This is a genomic window from Lactobacillus sp. OTU4228 (assembly GCF_001006945.1).
GTDB classification, from domain to species: domain Bacteria; phylum Bacillota; class Bacilli; order Lactobacillales; family Lactobacillaceae; genus Lactobacillus; species Lactobacillus amylovorus.
Map to the genome: position 1 here is coordinate 71,990 of NZ_CDLD01000004.1, position 17,833 is coordinate 89,822.

Below are 17,833 nucleotides of genomic sequence, written 5' to 3' on the forward strand. Positions count from 1 at the left end.
TTGCGCGTTTTTGATCATAATGATCACGGAGATAAGTTAAATTATTTTACTTACTGACAAAATAAAAGTAAAATACCATAACGTATTTTAAAGGGGTGGTGTTTGTATGGAAAACTCATATAGTAAAAGCGTTAATCAAGTATTGGAAATTGCACGTGAACAAGCACAGAATTTCCATCATCGCTTAATCGGAACAGAACACGTTTTATTGGCTTTAGTAATTGAAACAGACGGTGAAGCAGGGAAGATACTTCGTTCATGGGGCTTAACTCCTACTGCTGTGCGTGAAGAAATTGAGCGCTACACCGGTTACGGTTCAGCACCTAAAGCTAGTTATATGGAAATGTCACCTCGTTTGAGCTTGGCACTAGACTACGCTAAGAGACAAGCGGATCAAGGTGGATACAAGGAAATTCAAACTAACCATGTTTTGCTAGGAATAACTGCTAGTGAACAAGTCTTATCAGCAATAATTTTAAAGAATTTGAATGTTGATATTGGTCGTTTGCGTCAAGATGCAATTGATAGTTTGGCACAAGACCAAGATTTTGCGGATTCAGCTAACTGGTTAGGCAACAATAATACATCCTCAGCACCAGCACAAAAGAAACGTAAGGCAAGTACAACACCTACCTTGGATAAGATTGCAATTAACTTGAATCAACGTTCACGCGAAGGAGCTATCGATCCAGTTATCGGTCGTTCTAAAGAAATTGAACGTGTAATTCAAATTCTTTCTCGTCGTACTAAGAACAACCCAGTTTTGGTTGGTGAACCAGGTGTTGGTAAGACTGCCGTAGCTGAAGCAATTGCCACAGAAATCGTTAAGAAAAAGGTGCCAGAAGATTTACTTGATAAGCGTGTCATGGCACTGAATATGGGTAACTTGGTTGCCGGCACTAAGTACCGTGGTGAATTCGAAGATCGAATGAAGAAGATCTTGGATGAAATCGCAAAAGACGGCAAGGTCATCTTGTTTGTTGATGAAATGCATACCTTGATTGGTGCTGGTGGTGCCGAAGGTGCAATCGATGCTTCTAATATTTTGAAGCCATCACTTGCTCGTGGTGATATCCAAATGATTGGTGCAACTACTTTTGATGAATATCAAAAGTACATTGAAAAAGATCAAGCTTTGGCTCGTCGTTTCCAACAAGTTCGTCTTAACGAACCTTCAAGAAAAGAAGCATTGGCTATTTTACAAGGCTTAAAGCCAAAATATGAAAAGTTCCACCACGTAGCTATTCCTGAAGCTAGCCTTGAAGACGCTGTTGATTTATCAAGTCGTTACATTTCTGACAGATTTTTACCAGACAAGGCGATTGACTTAGTCGATGAAGCTAGTGCAGCAGTAAAGATCCGCAATAATGTCGGCTCTAATGACAAATTAGTGCAAATCAACGATAAGATTAAGAATTTGATCGATCAAAAGAATGAAGCTGCTGCAAGTCAAAATTTTGTTAAGGCTGCTCAATTGCAAGATGAACAAAATAACTTGCAAGCACAACGTGAAAAGTTGATCGATACTTTGCATTCTAAGGTAAGTGCAAGTGCAATCGTTGAGCCTGAAGACATCGCTAAGGTTGTTTCAGATTGGACTGGTGTGCCAGTTACCCAAATGAAGCGTAACGAAACACGTCAATTGGCTAACCTGGAGAGCCTCTTGCACAAGCGTGTTATCGGCCAAGACAAGGCTGTTTCTGCAGTTGCTCGCGCTATTCGTCGTAGTAGAAGTGGAATTAAGGATGAACATCGTCCAATTGGTTCATTCTTATTCTTAGGACCAACAGGTGTAGGTAAAACTGAACTTGCTAAGTCAGTTGCTGCAGCAATGTTTGATTCAGAAGACAACATGATCAGACTCGATATGTCTGAATATATGGATCAAATTGCTTCAAGCAAGTTGATTGGTTCGGCTCCTGGCTACGTTGGCTATGAAGAAGGTGGTCAACTTTCAGAACAAGTTCGTCGTCACCCATACTCAGTAGTTTTGCTTGATGAAGTAGAAAAAGCCCACCCAGATGTATTTAACTTGCTTTTACAAGTCCTTGATGAAGGATTTTTGACCGATTCTAAGGGTAGAAAAGTCGACTTTAGAAATACTATTATCATCATGACCTCTAACTTAGGTTCACGTTCATTGTTTGATCAAAACGCAGTTGGCTTTAATGCTGACAATGCAGATCAAGCTAAGGAAAGACAAAGCAAGGTTGAACAAGCAATCAAGCAATTCTTCCGTCCAGAATTTTTGAACAGAATTGATGAAACAATTGTCTTCGATGAATTGGATAAGAAGCAATTGCGTAGCATTGTTACTTTGCTTACTCACAAATTGGTTGAACGTTTGCAAAAGAAGGGTATTACGCTTAAGCTTTCTCGTGCTGCTTTGGACAAGATTGTTCAAGATGGTTATGATCCAGAAAACGGAGCACGTCCTCTTAAAAGAGCAATTCAAAATGACATTGAAGATAAAGTGGCTGAAATGTTGATAACTGGTGAAGTTCAAAAAGGTGATACTTTGAAGATTGGCAGTCAACATGGCAAGTTAAAATTTGAAATTGCTAAAGCTACCAAAAAATTGGAAAAAGTCAAGTAGTAATAGGCATTTAACCTTGACAGTTTACCGAAAATAACATATAATTTTTGCTGATTTAAAAAAACTGAGATTCAGGATTTTGCTGATCTATTGTCCAGCAAAATGATATTGACAAAAACGACATACGTTGTTTTTGTCTTTTTTATGCCTAAAATTGCGGTTTTTTGAATTTGTAACAGAAATGTAATATTTGCTTTCTTAGACAGAAAGGATGTTTTTCCTTGTTAAATGGACACGTAGTGAACTACGGTAAGCATCGAACTAGACGCAGTTTTTCCCGAATTAAGGAAGTATTGAAGCTGCCAAACTTGACCGATGTTCAAACCGAATCATATAAGTGGTTTCTTGATAAAGGCATTAAAGAAGTCTTTGACGACATTATGCCTATTAGTGACTTCTCAGGTAAGCTTTCATTAGAATATGTTGGCTACAAGCTTCAAAAGCCTAAGTACACAGTTGATGAAGCTCGTGATCACGATGCAACTTATGCTGCACCAATGCACGTTACTTTGAAGCTTACTAACCAAGAAACTGGTGAAATTAAGACTCAAGATGTATTCTTTGGCGATTTACCATTGATGACTGAATCAGGTTCATTCATCGTTAATGGTGCTGAAAGAGTTATCGTTTCTCAATTAGTAAGATCTCCTGGTGTATATTACACTGGCGACTACGACAAGAACGGTCGTCAAATCTTTGGTACTACTGTTATTCCTAACCGTGGTGCTTGGCTTGAATATGAAACTGATGCTAAGAATGTTTCATTTGTTCGTGTTGACCGTACTCGTAAGTTGCCACTTACAGTTTTGATTAGAGCAATGGGTATTAGCTCTGACAGTGACATTATTGATATGTTTGGTCAAAGCGATACTTTGCAATTTACTTTGGACAAGGATGTTCACAAGAACCCAGCTGACTCACGTGTAGCTGAAGCTTTGAAGGACATTTACGAAAGACTTCGTCCAGGTGAACCAAAGACTACTGATTCATCACGTTCATTGCTATATGCCCGTTTCTTTGATCCACGTCGTTACGACTTGGCACCAGTTGGTCGTTACAAGATCAACAAGAAGCTTTCACTTAAGAACCGTTTGTACGGTCAAACTTTAGCTGAAACTTTGGCTGATCCAGATACTGGTGAAATCATTGCTAAAAAGGATACTGTTGTTAACCACGAAGTAATGGACAAGCTTGCTCCATACCTTGATCGTGATGACTTCAAGATGGTAACTTACCAACCTTCAAAGGAAGGTGTATTGCCGGATCCTATTACTGTTCAAGAAATTAAGGTTTACTCAAAGGTTGACCCTGAACGTGAAGTTAAGTTGATGTCTAACGGTCATATTGCTGCAGATGTTAAGCACTTAACTCCAGCTGATGTTTTGGCTTCAATCAACTACTTCTTTGCATTGCAAGACAAGATCGGTACTACTGATGATATCGACCACTTGGGTAACCGTCGTATTCGTCGTGTTGGTGAACTTCTTCAAAACCAATTCAGAATTGGTTTAGCAAGAATGGAACGTGTTGTTCGTGAAAGAATGTCAATCCAAGATCCATCAACTGTTACTCCACAACAATTGATCAACATTCGTCCAATTGTTGCAAGTATCAAGGAATTCTTCGGTTCATCACAACTTTCACAGTTCATGGACCAACACAACCCATTAGGTGAATTGACCCACAAGCGTCGTATGTCAGCTTTAGGGCCTGGTGGTTTGACTCGTGACCGTGCCGGATATGAAGTTCGTGACGTTCACTATACTCACTATGGTCGTTTGTGTCCTATTGAAACACCTGAAGGTCCTAACATTGGTTTGATCAACTCACTTGCTTCATATGCAATCATTAACAAGTATGGTTTCATTGAAACTCCATACCGTCGTGTTTCTTGGGATACTCACAAGGTAACTGACAAGATCGACTACTTGACTGCTGATGAAGAAGATAACTACATCATTGCCGGTGCTAACACTCCTTTGAATGACGATGGTTCATTTAAGGAAAACATTATTTTGGCTCGTCAAAAGGAAGATAACGTCGAAGTTACTCCAGACAAGATTGACTACATGGACGTTATTCCTAAGCAAGTTGTTTCAGTTGCTTCAGCATGTATTCCATTCCTTGAAAACGATGACTCCAACCGTGCTTTGATGGGTGCCAACCAGCAACGTCAGGCTGCTCCTTTGATCAACCCACATGGTTCACTTGTTGGTACTGGTATGGAATATCGTGCAGCTCACGATTCAGGTGCCGCTTTAATTGCTAAGGCTGCAGGTACTGTTGAATACGTTGATGCCAACGAAATCCGTATTAGACGTGAAGATGGCACCTTAGACAAGTACACTCTTGAAAAGTACCGTCGTTCAAACAACTCTAAGTCATACAACCAAACTCCTAATGTTAAATTAGGTGATCACGTTGACGTAAGCGATGTTATTGCTAACGGTCCAACTATGGATCACGGCGAACTTGCTTTAGGTCAAAACCCATTGATCGCATTTATGACTTGGAACATGTATAACTACGAAGATGCTATCATGCTTTCAGAACGTTTGGTTAAGGATGATGTCTACACTTCAATTAGTATCGAAGACTACGAATCAGAAGCTCGTGATACTAAGCTTGGTCCTGAAGAAATCACTAGAGAATTGCCTAACATTGGTGAAGATGCATTGAAGGATCTTGATGCCGATGGTATCGTTCGTGTCGGTGCAGAAGTTCACGATGGCGACATTTTGGTAGGTAAGGTAACTCCTAAGGGTGTAACCGAATTATCTGCTGAAGAAAGATTACTTCACGCTATCTTTGGTGAAAAGGCTCGTGAAGTTCGTGATACTTCACTTCGTGTACCACACGGTGGTGGCGGTATCGTTCAAGACGTTAAGGTTTATACTCGTGAAGCCGGCGACGAACTTTCTCCAGGTGTAAACACTATGGTTCGTGTCTACATTGCCCAAAAGAGAAAGATCCAAGTTGGTGACAAGATGTCTGGTCGTCACGGTAACAAGGGTACTGTTGCCGCAGTTGTTCCAGAAGAAGATATGCCATACCTTCCAGATGGTACTCCAGTAGACATTTGTTTGAACCCAATGGGTGTTCCATCACGTATGAACATTGGACAGCTTCTTGAATTGCACTTGGGTGCTGCTGCCCGTCAATTAGGTATTCACGTTGCAACTCCAGTATTTGATGGTGCAAACGAAAACGATGTTTGGGATACTGTTCGTCAAGCTGGTGTTGATAAAGACGGTAAGACTGTTATTTACGATGGTCGTACCGGTGAACCATTCCACAACCGTGTATCAGTTGGTGTCATGCACTACTTGAAACTTACTCACATGGTTGACGACAAGATCCACGCTCGTTCAATCGGGCCTTACTCATTGGTTACTCAACAACCTTTGGGTGGTAAAGCTCAATTCGGTGGTCAGCGTTTCGGTGAAATGGAAGTTTGGGCTCTTGAAGCTTACGGTGCTGCTTACACATTACAAGAAATCTTGACTTACAAGTCAGATGACGTTGTTGGTCGTGTAAGAGCATATGAAGCTATCGTTAAGGGCGAAAGAATTCCTAAGCCAGGTGTACCTGAATCATTCCGTGTTCTTGTTAAGGAACTTCAATCATTAGGTTTGGACATTCGTGTTCTTGATATGAACCACAAGGAAATTGAACTTCGTGATATGGATGGAGAATCAAGTGAACACTTGAATATCGATACATTGTCACGCATGGCAGAAGAACAAGAAAAGAAGAAGTTAGCCGAAGAAACTGAAAAATCAGAAGATAAAAAAGATGACGAAAAGACTGCAGACAAGCCAGCAGCTCCTGCAGACAAATCTGACGGTAAAGTTTCTAAATAGTAGGAGGTTAAACTTTTGATCGACGTAAATAAGTTTGAAAGTATGCAAATTGGTCTTGCATCACCTAACAAGATCAGAAGCTGGTCATATGGTGAAGTTAAGAAGCCAGAGACCATCAACTACCGTACTTTAAAGCCTGAAAAAGATGGCTTGTTTGATGAAAGAATTTTTGGACCAACAAAAGATTGGTCATGTGCTTGTGGTAAGTACAAGGGTGTTAGATACCGCGGCATAGTTTGTGATCGTTGTGGCGTTGAAGTTACTTCTTCAAAGGTAAGAAGAGAACGTATGGGTCACATCGAATTAGCAGCTCCTGTAACTCATATTTGGTACTTCAAAGGTATTCCATCAAGAATGGGTTTGGTATTGGATATTTCTCCAAGATTGCTTGAAGAAGTAATTTACTTTGCTGCATACATCGTAATTGACCCAGGTGATACTGATCTTGAACCTAAGCAATTATTAACTGAAGCTGAATATCGTGAACAAAAGGCAAAATACGGTAATCGCTTTGTAGCTAAAATGGGTGCTGAAGCTATCCGTGATTTGCTTAAGAAGGTTGACCTTGACAAAGAAGTTAAGGATTTGAAGAAAGAACTTCAAACTGCAACTGGTCAAAAGCGTACTCGTGCAATCAGACGTTTGGATATTTTGGATGCATTCAAGAACTCAGGCAACAAGCCTGAATGGATGGTTATGGATGCTGTTCCAGTTATCCCACCAGATCTTCGTCCAATGGTTCAACTTGAAGGTGGACGTTTCGCAACTTCAGATTTGAACGATTTGTACAGACGTGTTATTAACCGTAATAACCGTTTGAAGAGATTGCTTGATTTGAACGCTCCAAACATCATCGTTCAAAACGAAAAGCGTATGCTTCAAGAAGCTGTTGATGCTTTAATTGACAACGGTCGTCGTGGTCGTCCAGTTGTAGGACCAGGTAACCGTCCACTTAAGTCACTTTCACACATGCTTAAAGGTAAGCAAGGTCGTTTCCGTCAAAACTTGCTTGGTAAGCGTGTAGACTACTCAGGTCGTTCAGTTATCGATGTTTCACCAAAATTGAAGTTCTATCAATGTGGTGTTCCTCGTCCAATGGCTTTGGAATTGTTCAAACCATTTGTAATGCACGAATTGGTTAAGCGTGGTATTGCTTCTAACATTAAGAATGCTAAGCGTAAGATCGATCGTGAAGATGACGATATCTGGGATGTACTTGAAGATGTTATTAAGGAACGTCCAGTTCTTTTGAACCGTGCCCCTACTCTTCACCGTTTGAGTATCCAAGCCTTTGAACCAGTTTTGGTATCAGGTAAGTCAATCAGACTTCACCCATTAGCTTGTGAAGCTTACAACGCCGACTTCGATGGTGACCAGATGGCCATCCACGTTCCACTTTCAGATGAAGCTGTTGCTGAATCACGTTTGCTTATGCTTGCAGCTCACCACATCTTGGCTCCTAAGGATGGTAAGCCAATCGTTACTCCATCACAGGATATCGTTTTGGGTAACTACTGGTTAACTCAAGCTGAACGTGGTCGTGAAGGTGAAGGCATGATCTTCAGTTCACCAGCAGAAGCAACTGTAGCTTACGAAAATGGTGACATTCACTACCATACTATTATTGGTATGTCAGCAGATTCTATGCCTAAGAAGCCATGGCCTAAGGGACATGAACACGGTATCTTCATTACCACTTATGGTAAGATCGTCTTCAACCAATTGTTCCCAGATGACTACTTCTACATCAATGAACCAACTGAGAAGAATTTGAACAATCCATTGGATGCTAAGTACTTCTTAGACGAAGGTGAAGACATTAAGGACAGAATCGATAAAGTTGCCGATTATTTGATTGCTAGTCCATTCAAGAGTAGCTTCTTATCAGATTCTATTGCTACTATCTACAAGTACTACAAGGTTCAAAGAACTTCAGAATACTTGGATGACTTGAAGAAGTTAGGTTATACTAGTTCAACTACTTCAGGTATTACTATTGGTATGAACGACGTTCCTGAAATCCACGATAAGGATGAAAAGGTAGCTAAGGCACGTAAGCAAGTTGATATTGTTTCTAAGCAATTCAGACGTGGTTTAATTACTGAACAAGAACGTCACGATCGAGTAATTAGTATTTGGAATGCATGTAAGGATGAAATCCAAAACGAAATTGCTCAAATTCACTCACCTCGCAACCCAATTTCAATCATGGCCGACTCAGGTGCCCGTGGTAACATTTCTAACTTTACTCAGTTAGCCGGTATGCGTGGTTTGATGGCTACTCCAAACGGTGGTTTGTTCGAAATTCCAGTTACCTCAAACTTCAAGGAAGGTTTGTCTGTGCTTGAATTGTTCATGTCCACTCACGGTGCTCGTAAAGGTATGACTGATACTGCTTTGAAGACTGCTCAGTCAGGTTACTTGACTCGTCGTTTGGTTGATGTTGCTCAGGATGTTATTATCCGTGAAGACGATTGTGGTACTGATCGTGGTATTACAGTTAGCGCCATCATGGAAGGTGACGAATTAATCGAACCATTATTTGACCGTTTACTTGGTCGTTTTACTGCTGAAACTGTTAAGGATCCAAAGACCGGTGAAGCTATCGTTGGTAAAGATGTCATGATGGACGAAGCTATGGCTCACAAGATTTGTGATGCTGGTGTAACTCACGTTAAGATTCGTTCAATTCTTACCTGTGATACTCCTCACGGTGTATGTCGCAAGTGTTACGGTATGAACCTTGCTACTGGTGAAGAAGTTGAGGTCGGTGAAGCAGTTGGTACTGTTGCCGCACAATCAATTGGTGAACCAGGTACTCAGCTTACTTTGAGAACTTTCCACAACGGTGGTGTTGCCGGTGCTGAAGATATTACTCAAGGTTTGCCTCGTGTTCAAGAATTGTTCGAAGCACGTAACCCTAAGGGTCGTGCAACCGTTTCTGAAGTAGATGGTGTAGTTGATTCAATTCAAGAAAACCCAGCAGAACATACTCGTGAAATCACAGTTAAGGGCAAGATTGATACTAGAAGTTACAGTGTTCCTTACACTGCCTCTGTTGCCGTAGCTGAAGGCGATACTGTTCACCGTGGTGATAAGTTGACTCTTGGTTCTGTTGACCCTAAGGAATTGATCCAAGTAACTGATACTTTGACTACTGAAAAGTACATCTTAGCTGAAGTTCAAAAGGCCTACAGAATGCAGGGTGTAGATATTTCTGATAAGCACGTCGAAGTATTGACTCGTCAAATGCTTCAAAAGGTACGTGTACTTGACCCAGGTGAAACTGACATCTTACCAGGTGAAGTAATGGATATCGGTCAATTTAGAGACCGCAACAAGGAAGTAATCATTTCTGGTGGTATTCCAGCAACTGCACAAAGCGTAATCTTAGGTATTACTAAGGCCGCTTTGGAAACTAACAGTTTCTTGTCAGCTGCTTCGTTCCAGGAAACTACTCGTGTGCTTACTGATGCTTCAATCAGAGGCAAGAACGACCCACTTCTTGGACTTAAGGAAAACGTTATTATCGGTAAGATTATTCCAGCTGGTACTGGTATGCCTGTATACCGCAGCATGGAACCTGAAGCTGATGTAAAGAAGCCAGATTCAGTTTACTCAATTGCTGATATCGAAAAACAAATGAAAGAAAAGGACAAGGCTAAGTAAAAATAGCTTTATCTAACAGAAAGTGTTTCTATCTTATTGGTAGAAACGCTTTTTTATATTAAAAATTGAGTGAAGATTAAGCCAATAAAGATATAGGGTAAAAAAGGAAAACTCTGCTTTTTATTGTTTTGCTCAATTATAAAAACGGTAATTGCTAGAAAAGAAGCCACAAGTAAAGCAAGGCTAGCTGCAGTTACAGAAAAGTAGCTTGCAATTATTAAATAAATGAGTAGATCGCCAGATCCCATTTTTTGCTTAAAAATATTCCAACTTAAAACAAATGTGATGCAGCCAAAAGAAATCCAATCTATTAGCTTGTAGTTAGCGAATTGATTATATAGGAGAGTAATTACAGCAGCGGGAACAAGAAAAAGCAAATCAAAACTTTGTTGGTTATAATCTGCGATTGTAGTTAATAGTAATGAAAAAAGTAAGATTGATGTTAAAATGCAATTTTTATTACTAAAATCAATTGTAGTGAAAGCAATGCCGCCAATTATTTCAAATAAAAATAATTCTGCAGGAATAGGGGATTGGCAATATCGACAACGACCTTTTAAGAATAAAAAAGAAAAAATTGGTATTTCATCTAAAAGCAAAAGCTCAAATTTGCAATTGCTGCAATGAGAACGAGAAAAGATAGTGTTTTGCTCGGGCCAGCGCTCATAAATAACTAGGGCATGGGATGCCAAGCAACTACCAATCATAAAATTGAAAAAATAATATATTGAATTCAAAAAAATCACCTCATTATTTATTACGCAAAAAAGGTGATTTTTCTTTTTTTATTTTGAAAAAGTTTGATTTCTGTTTAAAACCGAGTACAATAGTCTTTGTATGTTTTGAACAGTCTATCCGTGAGTCAAAAAAGAAACTCCCGGATGTGTGAACAAAATAGTAATTTTTAGGAGGAAAAATTAATGCCAACCATTAACCAATTGGTAAGAAAAGGCCGTCATTCAAAGGTTACTAAATCAAAGTCACCTGCTTTGAATTACAGCTACAACAGTATGAAGAAGGAATCAGTATTCAACCCAGCTCCACAAATGCGTGGTGTTGCAACTCGTGTTGGTACTATGACTCCAAAGAAGCCTAACTCAGCTTTGCGTAAGTACGCTCGTGTTCGTCTTTCAAACTTGATCGAAGTTACTGCCTACATCCCAGGTGAAGGCCACAACTTGCAAGAACACTCAGTTGTATTAATCCGTGGTGGTCGTGTAAAGGACCTTCCTGGTGTACGTTACCACATCGTTCGTGGTGCCCTCGATACTGCTGGTGTTGATGGCAGAAAGCAAAGCCGTTCTAAGTACGGTGCTAAGAAAGATTAAAGGAGGAGTTAAATAATGCCTAGAAAAGGTCACGTAACTAAGAGAGACGTTTTAGCAGATCCAGTTTACAACTCAAAGCTTGTTACCAAGTTAATCAACCACTTAATGATTGATGGTAAGAGAGCTAAGGCATCTTCAATCCTTTACGATGCTTTCAACATTGTTCAAGACAAGACTGGTAAGGAACCACTTGATGTATTTGAAGAAGCTATGAACAACGTTATGCCAGTTTTGGAAGTTAGAGCTCGCCGTATCGGTGGTTCAAACTACCAAATCCCAGTTGAAGTACGTCCTGAAAGAAGAACTACTTTAGGTTTAAGATGGCTTGTTTCATACGCTCGTTTACGTAACGAACACACTATGGATGAACGTTTAGCTAACGAAATTATCGATGCTTCAAACAACACTGGCTCAGCAGTTAAGAAGCGTGAAGATGTTCACCGTATGGCTGAAGCTAACCGTGCATTTGCACATTACCGCTTCTAATTTGTTCGTTTTAATTTAAGGAGAGAATAATTTATGGCTAACAAGCGTGAATTTCCATTAGCAAAGACACGTAACATTGGTATTATGGCCCACATCGATGCGGGTAAGACTACTACTACTGAACGTATCCTTTACTACACTGGTAAGATCCACAAAATTGGTGAAACTCACGAAGGTGATTCACAAATGGACTGGATGGATGAAGAAAAAGAACGTGGTATCACCATTACTTCTGCAGCTACTACTGCACAATGGAAAGACCACAGAATTAACATCATCGACACCCCAGGACACGTTGACTTCACTATCGAAGTAGAACGTTCACTTCGTGTTCTTGATGGTGCCGTAACTGTTCTTGATGCCCAAGCTGGTGTTGAACCACAAACTGAAAACGTATGGCGTCAAGCTGAAACTTACGGTGTTCCTCGTATTGTTTTCGTTAACAAGATGGATAAGATCGGTGCTGACTTCGATAAGTCAGTTAAGTCATTGCACGAACGTTTAAACGCTAATGCACATGCTGTTCAAATGCCAATTGGTTCAGCTGACACTTTTGAAGGTGTTATCGACTTAATCAACATGGTTGCCGACATCTACGACGAAGACAAGCTTGGTTCTAAGTGGGATACTGTTCCAGTTCCTGACGAATACAAGGAAGAAGCTGAAGCACGTCGTAACGACTTAATTGAAGCCGTAGCCGATGTTGATGACGGCATCATGGAAAAATTCCTTGGCGGTGAAGAAATTTCTAACGATGAATTAAAGGCAGCTATCCGTAAAGCTACTTTGGACTTGAAGTTCTTCCCAGTTTACGCTGGTTCAGCATTCAAGAACAAGGGTGTTCAAATGATGCTTGACGGTGTTATTGACTACTTGCCATCACCACTTGACGTTAAGCCTTACGTTGCTCACGATCCTAAGACTGGTGATGAAGTTGAACTTATGGCTGACGATAAGAAGCCATTTGCAGCTCTTGCATTCAAGATCGCTACTGACCCATTCGTAGGTCGTTTGACTTTCATCCGTGTTTACACCGGTTCTCTTGAATCAGGTTCATACGTATTGAACGCTTCAAAGAACAGTCGTGAACGTGTAGGTCGTTTGCTTCAAATGCACGCCAACTCAAGAACTGAAATTCCAGAAGTATTCTCAGGTGATATCGCTGGTGCCATCGGTTTGAAGAACACCACTACTGGTGACTCATTAACTGACCCAGATCACCCACTTATTTTGGAAAGCTTGAAAGTTCCAGATCCAGTTATCCAAGTATCAGTTGAACCTAAGTCAAAGGCTGACCGTGATAAGATGGACGTTGCTTTGCAAAAGCTTACTGAAGAAGACCCAACTTTCCGTGCTGAAACTAACCCAGAAACTGGTCAAACTTTGATTTCAGGTATGGGTGAACTTCACCTTGACATCATGGTTGAACGTATGAGACGTGAATTTAACGTTGATGCTAAAATCGGTGAACCACAAGTTGCTTACCGTGAAACCTTCACTAAGGAAGCTAAGGCACAAGGTAAGTTTGTTCGTCAATCAGGTGGTAAAGGTCAATACGGTGACGTTTGGATTGACTTTACTCCTAACGAAGAAGGTAAGGGTTACGAATTCGAAGATGCCATCGTTGGTGGTGTTGTTCCTCGTGAATTCATTCCTTCAGTTGACCAAGGCTTACAAGAAGCTATGAAGAATGGTGTTCTTGCAGGTTACCCATTGATCGACGTTAAGGCTAAGCTTTACGATGGTAGTTACCACGAAGTCGACTCATCAGAAGCTGCCTTCAAGGTTGCTGCTTCACTTGCTTTGAAGAACGCTGCTTCAAAGGCCGGCGCGGTTATCTTGGAACCAATTATGAAGGTTCAAGTAACTACTCCAGAAGAATACTTAGGTGACGTTATGGGTTCAATCACTGCTCGTCGTGGTACCATGGAAGGTATGGAAGACAGAGCCGGTGCTAAGATCATTAACTCATTTGTTCCACTTTCAGAAATGTTTGGTTACGCAACTACTTTGCGTTCATCAACTCAAGGTCGTGGTACATTTACTATGGTATTTGATCACTACTCACCAACTCCTAAGTCAATTCAAGCTGAAATCATCAAGAAGCGTGGCGGCGAAGCTGAATAATTTCAGTTAAAAAAGCCGAAATGCTTTTAGCTTAATTGAAAACAATTACATACAAAAAAGAGTTATTGAAGATTTTTCAATAGCTCTTTTTTTGAAAAAAATTTTTAGAAAAATGCCCTTAACCCTTGATATTTAAGGGGAGACAAAGTACAATAGTCTTTGTGCTTGAGGGGCAATTGTGCTCTAAAGCTAGAATATTGTTGTAAAGCTTTGACGCAAAAGGTTGCGGCACACCAGGCTGCATTGCCACAGTGGCGTGCGGGGAATTTTTGCCGAGCTAGTCATCTTTTAAAGAAGACGTTAAGGAGGTAATTTAATGGCAAGTCAAACAATTCGTATTAGACTTAAGTCTTACGAACATGGTATTCTCGATGAATCAGCTGCTAAGATCGTAGCTACTGCAAAGAGAACTGGTGCTGAAATTTCAGGTCCAGTTCCTCTTCCAACAGAAAGAACTTTATTCACTGTTCTTCGTTCACCACACAAGAACAAGGACTCACGTGAACAATTTGAAATGCGCACTCACAAGCGTTTGATCGACATTTTGAATCCAACACCTAAGACTGTTGATTCATTAATGAAGCTTGATCTTCCAAGCGGCGTAGACATCGAAATTAAACTGTAATTAAAATAATAGAAAGAGGTGTAAACATGACCAAAGGAATCTTAGGAAGAAAAGTTGGTATGACTCAAATCTTTACTAAAGATGGTGTTCTTGTTCCTGTAACTGTTGTAGAAGCAACTCCTAACGTTGTTATGCAAGTTAAGACTGTTGAATCAGACGGTTACGAAGCAGTTCAATTAGGTTACCAAGACAAGCGTGAAGTTTTGAGCAACAAACCAGAAAAAGGTCATGCTGATAAAGCAAAGACTTCGCCTAAGCGCTTCATTCGGGAAATCCGCGGTGTTGAGCTTAAGGACTATGAAGTCGGCTCAGAAGTTACTGTGGATACATTCAAGGAAGGTGACGTTGTAAACGTTACTGGTACTTCAAGAGGTCATGGATACCAAGGTAACATTAAGCGTTGGGGCCAATCAAGAGGACCAGAAACCCACGGTTCAAGATACCACAGAATTCCTGGTTCAATGGGTTCCATCATTAACCGTGTACCAAAGGGCAAGCGTTTGCCAGGTCACATGGGTGTAAAGAAAGTTACCATTGAAAACTTAGTAATTGAAAAAGTTGTTGCAGATAAGAACGTATTAATGATTAAGGGTAATGTTCCTGGTGCTAAGAACTCATTAATCGTTGTTAAGACTGCTTCTAAAGCTGTTAAGGCTGATAAATAGGAAGGAGGACTAGAATGGCTAATTTAAAAGTTATGGATCAAAACGGTAAAGACTCTGGTGAAGTTACTTTGAACGATAAAGTTTTTGGTATTGAACCTAACGATAACGTCGTTTTTGAAGCAATTATTAGACAAAGAGCCGGCAAGCGTCAAGGTACCTCAAAGGTTAAGAATAGATCTGCTGTTCGCGGCGGTGGTAAGAAGCCTTGGAGACAAAAGGGTACTGGTCGTGCTCGTCAAGGTTCTATCAGAGCTCCACAATGGCGTGGCGGTGGTACAGTATTTGGCCCAACTCCACGTTCATACGCATACACTATGCCAAGAAAGCAACGTCGTTTGGCTATTAAGTCAGTTCTTTCCCAAAAGTTGATTGACAATGATTTAATCGTTTTAGACAAGTTGACTATGTCAGCTCCTAAGACTAAGGAATTAGTATCAATGTTAAACAGCTTAAACGCTGACGGTAAGGTTTTAATTGTTACTGATGATAACAATGTACAACTTTCCGCAAGAAACTTGGCTAAGGTTAAGGCTGTTCCAGTTAACGGTTTGAATGTTGAAGATGCTGTTAACTACGGCAAGTTAATCTTGTCTCAAGATGCTGTTAAGAAGATCGAGGAGGTTTTGGCTTAATGGATGCACGCGATATCATTTTAAGACCTGTCATTACTGAAAAGTCCACGAACTTAATGGATGATAAGAAGTACACTTTCGACGTGCTTTTAACTGCAACCAAGACACAAGTTCGCAGTGCTGTTGAAGAAATCTTCGATGTTAAAGTAAAGAGCGTTAACATTATGAACGTTCGCGGCAAGGACAAGCGAGTAGGTCGTTACACTGGTAAGACTGCTCGTCGTAGAAAGGCTATTGTTGCTTTAACTGACGATTCAAACAGCATTAAGATTTTCCAAGACGAAGATAAAGAAGACAACAAGTAATAGGAGGTCAGTCAATTGGCTATTAAGATTTACAAGCCAACCACGAATGGTCGTCGTCATATGACTTCTTCCGACTTTGCTGAGATTACCAAGACAAAGCCTGAAAAGACTTTACTTGAATCACAATCACACACTGCAGGTCGTAACTCATATGGTCATATCACTGTAAGACACCGTGGTGGTGGTCACAAACAAAAATACCGTATCATCGACTTTAAGCGTAACAAAGACAATGCAAAGGCAGTTGTAAAGGCAATCGAATACGATCCAAACAGAACTGCTAACATCGCTTTGCTTCACTACACTGATGGTATCAAGGCTTACATTTTGGCACCTAAGGGCTTAAAGGTTGGCGACATCGTTGAATCAGGCGACGAAGTTGATATTAAGCCAGGTAACGCATTAGCATTGAAGAACATTCCTACTGGTACTGCAATTCACAACATTGAATTGAAGCCAGGCAAGGGTGGTCAACTTGTAAGAAGTGCTGGTGCTTCAGCTCAAGTTTTAGGTGTTGATGGAGACTACACTTTGATTAGATTACAAAGTGGCGAAGTTCGTAAGATTTTATCATCATGCCGTGCTACTATCGGTGTGGTTGGTAACGAACAACACTCCCTAATCCAATTAGGTAAAGCTGGTCGTAAGCGTTGGTTAGGCAAGCGTCCTCAATCACGTGGTTCTGTAATGAACCCTAACGATCACCCACATGGTGGTGGTGAAGGTAAGGCTCCTGTTGGTCGTCCACAACCTATGACTCCATGGGGTAAGAAGGCTCGTGGTATCAAGACTAGAGATATCAAGAAGGCTAGCGAGAAGTTAATCATTCGTCACCGTAAGGGTAGCAAATAATAGAAGGAGGGTTAATTAATGAGCCGTAGTATTAAAAAAGGTCCTTTTGCTGATGCATCTTTATTAAAGAAGGTTGATGCACAAGCAGATGCAGATAAGAAACAAGTTATTAAGACTTGGTCACGTCGTTCAACTATTTTCCCTTCCTTTGTAGGTTTGACTATAGCTGTTTACGATGGTAGAAAACATGTTCCAGTATATGTTACTGAAGACATGGTTGGTCATAAGTTAGGTGAATTTGTTCCAACAAGAACTTTCCACGGACACAGATCCACTGATGATAAAGCCACAACACAAGCTTAGAGGAAGGAGAAACATCTAAATGGCAGAACAAATTAGTTCAGCTAAGGCTGAAGCAAGAACTGTTCGCATCGCTCCAAGAAAAGCTCGTTTAGTCGTTGACTTAATTCGTGGCAAGAGCGTTGCTGAAGCATTAGCAATCTTAGAATTTACGCCTAGAGCTGCTTCCCCAATCGTTGAAAAAGTTTTACGTTCAGCTATTGCTAACGCAGAACACAACTACGATCTTGAAAGTGCTAACCTTTACGTATCAGAAGCTTACGTAAACGAAGGTGCAACCTTGAAGAGATTCCGTCCACGTGCTAAGGGTATGGCTTCTCCAATTAACAAGAGAACCAGTCACGTAGTTGTAGTAGTTTCAGAAAAGAACGATTAAGGGAGGTAT

At 40.6% G+C, this 17,833-nt stretch carries 14 protein-coding genes; 13 read left to right on the plus strand and 1 reads right to left on the minus strand.

Translation table 11 applies throughout. From position 1 onward, the window contains the following. The first annotated feature begins 106 nt into the window (after positions 1–106). The 3 genes from BN1206_RS01080 (at position 107) to rpoC (ending at position 10,128) form a co-directional block, all read left to right on the plus strand. Positions 107–2,596 (plus strand): ATP-dependent Clp protease ATP-binding subunit, encoded by a 2,490-nt coding sequence (locus BN1206_RS01080; RefSeq protein WP_013641472.1) that lies wholly within the window; start codon positions 107–109, stop codon positions 2,594–2,596. A 221-nt stretch (positions 2,597–2,817) separates the two neighbouring features. After that, positions 2,818–6,459, plus strand: coding sequence for a DNA-directed RNA polymerase subunit beta (locus tag BN1206_RS01085; protein ID WP_013437124.1), 3,642 nt, complete (start codon positions 2,818–2,820; stop codon positions 6,457–6,459). A 15-nt stretch (positions 6,460–6,474) separates the two neighbouring features. Beyond that, positions 6,475–10,128, plus strand: a complete 3,654-nt coding sequence (gene rpoC, locus BN1206_RS01090; protein ID WP_013437125.1) for a DNA-directed RNA polymerase subunit beta' — start codon at positions 6,475–6,477, stop codon at positions 10,126–10,128. Between the two features lie 53 nt (positions 10,129–10,181). Here rpoC and BN1206_RS01095 read toward each other — a convergent pair whose 3' ends face one another. Continuing rightward, a complete protein-coding gene (locus tag BN1206_RS01095) occupies positions 10,182–10,865 on the minus strand; it encodes a prepilin peptidase (protein ID WP_013437126.1) in 684 nt (227 codons plus the stop codon). 183 nt (positions 10,866–11,048) lie between these two features. Here BN1206_RS01095 and rpsL point away from each other — a divergent pair, with 183 nt between their 5' ends. The 10 genes from rpsL (at position 11,049) to rplV (ending at position 17,824) form a co-directional block, all read left to right on the plus strand. Beyond that, on the plus strand, positions 11,049–11,456 hold the full coding sequence (rpsL, locus tag BN1206_RS01100; RefSeq protein ID WP_013437127.1) for a 30S ribosomal protein S12: 408 nt from the start codon (positions 11,049–11,051) through the stop codon (positions 11,454–11,456). Between the two features lie 15 nt (positions 11,457–11,471). Further along, positions 11,472–11,942, plus strand: coding sequence for a 30S ribosomal protein S7 (gene rpsG / locus BN1206_RS01105; protein ID WP_003549021.1), 471 nt, complete (start codon positions 11,472–11,474; stop codon positions 11,940–11,942). Positions 11,943–11,975: 33 nt separating this feature from the next. Then, the gene (gene fusA, locus BN1206_RS01110) at positions 11,976–14,069 is read left to right on the plus strand and encodes an elongation factor G (protein WP_013437128.1); all 2,094 of its coding nucleotides are present in this window, start codon (positions 11,976–11,978) and stop codon (positions 14,067–14,069) included. A 316-nt stretch (positions 14,070–14,385) separates the two neighbouring features. After that, the gene (rpsJ, locus tag BN1206_RS01115; RefSeq protein WP_003549023.1) at positions 14,386–14,694 is read left to right on the plus strand and encodes a 30S ribosomal protein S10; all 309 of its coding nucleotides are present in this window, start codon (positions 14,386–14,388) and stop codon (positions 14,692–14,694) included. 26 nt (positions 14,695–14,720) lie between these two features. Continuing rightward, the gene (gene rplC / locus BN1206_RS01120) at positions 14,721–15,359 is read left to right on the plus strand and encodes a 50S ribosomal protein L3 (protein ID WP_005720335.1); all 639 of its coding nucleotides are present in this window, start codon (positions 14,721–14,723) and stop codon (positions 15,357–15,359) included. A gap of 14 nt (positions 15,360–15,373) precedes the next feature. After that, positions 15,374–15,991: a 50S ribosomal protein L4 gene (gene rplD, locus BN1206_RS01125; protein WP_013437129.1), complete on the plus strand. Its 618-nt coding sequence runs from the start codon at positions 15,374–15,376 to the stop codon at positions 15,989–15,991. After that, complete coding sequence (gene rplW, locus BN1206_RS01130) at positions 15,991–16,296, plus strand: 50S ribosomal protein L23 (RefSeq protein WP_013437130.1); 306 nt, start codon at positions 15,991–15,993, stop codon at positions 16,294–16,296. Before rplD ends, rplW begins: the two co-directional genes overlap by 1 nt. Before the next feature lie 15 nt (positions 16,297–16,311). Next, a complete protein-coding gene (gene rplB / locus BN1206_RS01135) occupies positions 16,312–17,148 on the plus strand; it encodes a 50S ribosomal protein L2 (protein WP_013437131.1) in 837 nt (278 codons plus the stop codon). Positions 17,149–17,166: 18 nt separating this feature from the next. Beyond that, positions 17,167–17,451: a 30S ribosomal protein S19 gene (rpsS, locus tag BN1206_RS01140; protein WP_013437132.1), complete on the plus strand. Its 285-nt coding sequence runs from the start codon at positions 17,167–17,169 to the stop codon at positions 17,449–17,451. A gap of 19 nt (positions 17,452–17,470) precedes the next feature. Beyond that, positions 17,471–17,824 carry a 50S ribosomal protein L22 gene (gene rplV, locus BN1206_RS01145; RefSeq protein WP_003625788.1) on the plus strand — a complete coding sequence of 118 codons (354 nt, stop codon included), beginning with the start codon at positions 17,471–17,473 and terminating at the stop codon, positions 17,822–17,824. The last annotated feature ends 9 nt before the right edge of the window (positions 17,825–17,833 follow it).

What these genes read in the sequence shown, in the direction of transcription:
- rplW (WP_013437130.1), top strand. Translation starts at nt 15,991, where the DNA reads ATGGATGCACGCGATATCATTTTAAGACCTGTCATTACTGAAAAGTCC.
- fusA (WP_013437128.1), top strand. Translation starts at nt 11,976, where the DNA reads ATGGCTAACAAGCGTGAATTTCCATTAGCAAAGACACGTAACATTGGT.
- rplV (WP_003625788.1), top strand. Translation starts at nt 17,471, where the DNA reads ATGGCAGAACAAATTAGTTCAGCTAAGGCTGAAGCAAGAACTGTTCGC.
- rplC (WP_005720335.1), top strand. Translation starts at nt 14,721, where the DNA reads ATGACCAAAGGAATCTTAGGAAGAAAAGTTGGTATGACTCAAATCTTT.
- rplD (WP_013437129.1), top strand. Translation starts at nt 15,374, where the DNA reads ATGGCTAATTTAAAAGTTATGGATCAAAACGGTAAAGACTCTGGTGAA.
- BN1206_RS01080 (WP_013641472.1), top strand. Translation starts at nt 107, where the DNA reads ATGGAAAACTCATATAGTAAAAGCGTTAATCAAGTATTGGAAATTGCA.
- rpsS (WP_013437132.1), top strand. Translation starts at nt 17,167, where the DNA reads ATGAGCCGTAGTATTAAAAAAGGTCCTTTTGCTGATGCATCTTTATTA.
- rpsL (WP_013437127.1), top strand. Translation starts at nt 11,049, where the DNA reads ATGCCAACCATTAACCAATTGGTAAGAAAAGGCCGTCATTCAAAGGTT.
- rpsJ (WP_003549023.1), top strand. Translation starts at nt 14,386, where the DNA reads ATGGCAAGTCAAACAATTCGTATTAGACTTAAGTCTTACGAACATGGT.
- rpsG (WP_003549021.1), top strand. Translation starts at nt 11,472, where the DNA reads ATGCCTAGAAAAGGTCACGTAACTAAGAGAGACGTTTTAGCAGATCCA.